The sequence below is a fragment of the Boseongicola sp. genome (genome assembly GCF_057460485.1).
The window spans coordinates 1-3,670 of sequence record NZ_JBVCWP010000347.1 but is presented as its reverse complement, the minus strand read 5'-3'; the positions used below and the strand labels follow the sequence as shown (position 1 = coordinate 3,670).

The window sequence follows — 3,670 nt, the reverse complement described above, 5'->3', positions numbered from 1 at the left end:
TTCGTTTCCGTCAGCAGGCTGTCCAGCAGCGGCGTGATGACATGGCTGGCCAGATGGATGGAGATCTCGCCAGAAATTTCCTTGGTGGCCGCGGTCGTGATGTCCTTGAGCCGGGAGACACCGCTGTAGATGTCCATACACTCACTGTAGAGTAGACTGCCTGCTGCAGTCAGCCGGAAACTGCCTCTGCTGCGCTCGATCAGACGACAGTTCAGTTCCGTTTCAAGCCGTTGCAGGGCCAGACTGACGGATGGCTGGCCGCGCAGCAGGCGATGCGCGGCGCGGGTAAAGCTGGCTTCTTCGACGATCACTACGAAAGTGCGCAGCAGATTCCAGTCCAACTGGTTGACAAATTTCTCTTCGGCTCCGTGCCGCATTATTTTTATCAATGATTATTATAGTTTATATCAATTTGTCTAATTCCAACACCGCATGCAATAGTAAACTCAAGAATTTTGGGGACGTGACACCGGCATGCAGTCAAACGATCAGACAGTAGACAAGCGCCCTTGGGTTCTGCTGTCACCTTCCTTGTTTACGATCACGCTCCTGGTGGTGATCCCTATGGCCTTCATGCTGGTCTACTCGTTCTACGAGAACATTGACCTGGCGGTGGACAAGGTCGCCTTTCAGTTCGGCAACTGGTCCGAGGTAATGACGGACGGCTATTACCACACTGCGATCTGGAAGACCTTGCGCCTGTCGGTGATCGTGACCGTCCTGGCTGCCATTCTGGGCTACATTCCCGCCTATTTCATCGCGATGACGAAATTCCGCGACAAGTGGCTTTTGCTGCTGCTGCTCATTTTGCCGTTCTGGATCAGCTTCATCATCCGCACACTGAGCTGGATCCACATTTTCGGCAATCAGGGTGCATTGAACGGATTGTTCCGGCTTCTTGGCCTGACGGATACGCCACTGTCGATGATGTACAACGAGTTCACGGTAATCGTCGGCTTCATCCACGTGTTCCTGCCTTACATGATCCTTAACGTCTATGTCAGCCTGGAAGGGATCGATGAAAATCTTGAACCGGCGGCCCGCACGCTGGGCGCGACCCCGTGGCAGGCATTTCGCGAAGTCACCCTGCCCCTGTCGATGCCGGGCCTTGCGGCCGGGTGCTTGCTCGTGTTTGTTCTGACCGCCGGCAGCTATGTTACGCCTCTGATCCTCGGCGGCCCCGACGATTTCCTGTTCGGCAATCTGATCTACGACGCGATCGTTAGAGAACTGAACTGGCCGATGGGGGCAACGCTGTCGTTCACCTTGTTGCTTCTTCTGGGTCTGGTTGTCGTGATCTACAGCCGTCTGATGGGGCTTAACCAACTTTCAAAAGCGTTCAAGTAGGACAAAAAATGCGGGTCTGGCAGCTATTAAAAATCTATACGATCATGGTGTACTTCTTCATGTTTGCACCGATTTTCGTGGTGATCCTGCTGGCGTTCAACTCGTCGCAATTTGGCGGCTTCCCGATCGAGGGATTCAGTTTTCGCTGGTTTGCGAAGCTCTACGAGAACGAAGCGATCACACGCGCCTTCCGAACCTCGTTCTTGTTGGGCGGCCTGACCGCGATCATCTCTACAACTCTTGGCATTCTCGCGGCGCTTGCACTCGTGCGCTACCAATTTCGCGGAAAAGACCTGATCGCCACGTTTCTGATTGCCCCGGTGCTCGTACCCGAAACCGTTCTGGCGGTGGGCTTGCTGATCTTTTTGCGCTGGCTGCATATGCCGCGGTCTTTCGGGCTGCTGTTGCTGGGCCACTCCATTATCGCCCTGCCTTTCGTCGTGCTGGTCGTTCAGGCGCGTCTTGTGGGCATTCGCCGCGACTATGAGGAGGCCGCGCGGTCGCTCGGGGCAAGTCCGCTGCAAACTTTCTTTGAAGTGACGTTTCCGCTGATGCTGCCCGCCGTGTTTGCCGGCGCACTTTTCGCTTTCACGATTTCATTCGACAACATCACCGCCACGGTTTTCTGGCGCCCTGCAGGGATGGAAACCCTGCCCACCCAGATTTTCGGAATGCTGCGCAACTCTATCAGTCCCGAAATCAACGCTCTGGGCTTCGTAATGATCTGTATCACCGTGGGCCTGCCGCTGATGGCAGGCATCCTGGCCCGCTATTTTTCAAGCAAGAAAATATAACCAATGACCCAACTAGGAGAAATCAAAATGAAGAAAATAGACTCGACAAAACGCTATGAAGTCCTGCGCGAGCGCATGGGCAACGGCGACATCGACCGGCGTTCGTTCGTCCGACTGCTGGGGGCTGCGGGATTGTACGCGGGCTTGTCCGGCGGGATCATGACCGTCATGTCCTCGCAGGCACGGGCATCTGGCGTCGAACTGAATTTTGAAGGCTGGGGCGGTATTGTGTCCGAAGCTCTGCGAGCGAATGCTTTCACGCCCTACGAGGCGGCCACCGGCAACAAGGTCATTGACGCGACCTTCGGCGGCGAAGCCGAGGTTTTGACCAAGATCAAGGCCGCGGGCAACGCAAACGGCCACAACATACTGCACTCGTCCGGCGTCAGCTGGTACAAGCGCTGGGTCGACGCTGGATACGGCGTTGAGCTGAACGAAGCGAATATTCCCAACATGAAGAACGTGATGTCGGCGATCATCGCGCCGTTCCATAAAATCACGCCAGGCAGCCTTTCGGCAGTTCCCTATGACTACGGCACCACCGGCATCGCGTATAACACCAAATACGTCTCCGAAGAAAAAGCGAAAGAGCTCGGCGCAAACCTGCTGCTGGACAAAGAGCTGAAAGGCAAAATCGGCGGCTGGGGCGGTGATTGGGCCAACCGCGCGTGGTACGGCGCTCTGCAATCCAACCAGGACCCAAACAATATCCAGGACTGGGATACCGTCTGGGACAAGGCGCGCGAGCACCGCGATCTGGTTCTGAAGTACTGGTCATCGGGTGCGGAATTGATGGACCTTCTGGCCAAGGAAGAGATCTATGTGACCGAAGCCTGGTCGGGACGCGTTGCGGCACTTCAGGCGCAGGGCCATCCGATTGCCTATATGGATCCGCCAAACGGCCTGGCCTGGATGGAAAGCATGTTCGTTCTGAAAGGCTCTCCCATGGCCGAAGCCGAAGAGCTGCTGAACTTCATGCTGGACCCGGCAACAGCAATCGCGGTCGCCGAAGGTCAGAAATATCCATCCTCGCTTGATCCCAACAAGGTCAAGATGACCCCGATGGTCGAAGCGCTTCCTGCCTATGATCCGACGGGCAAGCTTGAAAACCTGGTTTTCAAAGATCCGGCGGCATGGAACGCCGTCGAAAAAGATCAGTCGAAACAGTGGAATCGCGTTTCTAAAGGCGCCTGATCACCTGTCCGACCTTTGCAGGCCGCGCCTTGTCGCGCGGCTTGCACACCATTTTTTATATCGGGATAATCACCAATGGCGCGTGTTGAACTGATCAACATCCAGAAATCCTTCGGGTCCGTAAAAGCGGTCGAAAATGCCAATATTGTGTTCGAAGAAGGCTCTTTCACGACGCTTCTGGGCCCCTCGGGATGTGGTAAAACGACGATCCTGCGGATGGTCTCGGGGTTGGCCAGCCCAACCAGCGGCGACATCATGGTCGGGGGGCATCGGGTGAACGACGTGCCCATTCACAAACGCAATCTCGGTCTGGTTTTTCAGAACTACGCCCTGTT

The 3,670-nt window shown here is 55.6% G+C and carries 5 protein-coding genes; 4 read left to right on the top strand and 1 reads right to left on the bottom strand.

What is annotated here, in order from left to right:
• A partial coding sequence (locus AC221Y_RS21740; protein ID WP_486708410.1) for a LysR family transcriptional regulator occupies positions 1–377 on the bottom strand: 377 nt, incomplete at its 3' end.
• 187 nt (positions 378–564) lie between these two features.
• Here AC221Y_RS21740 and AC221Y_RS21735 point away from each other — a divergent pair.
• From AC221Y_RS21735 to AC221Y_RS21720, 4 genes are all read left to right on the top strand, one after another.
• Positions 565–1,347, top strand: coding sequence for an ABC transporter permease (locus AC221Y_RS21735; RefSeq protein WP_486708409.1), 783 nt, complete (start codon positions 565–567; stop codon positions 1,345–1,347).
• Positions 1,348–1,355: 8 nt separating this feature from the next.
• Positions 1,356–2,141, top strand: coding sequence for an ABC transporter permease (locus AC221Y_RS21730; protein WP_486708408.1), 786 nt, complete (start codon positions 1,356–1,358; stop codon positions 2,139–2,141).
• A 27-nt stretch (positions 2,142–2,168) separates the two neighbouring features.
• The gene (locus AC221Y_RS21725) at positions 2,169–3,335 is read left to right on the top strand and encodes an extracellular solute-binding protein (protein WP_486708407.1); all 1,167 of its coding nucleotides are present in this window, start codon (positions 2,169–2,171) and stop codon (positions 3,333–3,335) included.
• A gap of 75 nt (positions 3,336–3,410) precedes the next feature.
• The coding region (locus AC221Y_RS21720) for an ATP-binding cassette domain-containing protein (protein ID WP_486708406.1) at positions 3,411–3,670 on the top strand (260 nt) is incomplete at its 3' end.

Excerpts from the sequence above, each read along its gene's own strand:
- AC221Y_RS21730 (WP_486708408.1), top strand. The coding sequence starts at position 1,356 with ATGCGGGTCTGGCAGCTATTAAAAATCTATACGATCATGGTGTACTTC.
- AC221Y_RS21725 (WP_486708407.1), top strand. The coding sequence starts at position 2,169 with ATGAAGAAAATAGACTCGACAAAACGCTATGAAGTCCTGCGCGAGCGC.
- AC221Y_RS21735 (WP_486708409.1), top strand. The coding sequence starts at position 565 with ATGGCCTTCATGCTGGTCTACTCGTTCTACGAGAACATTGACCTGGCG.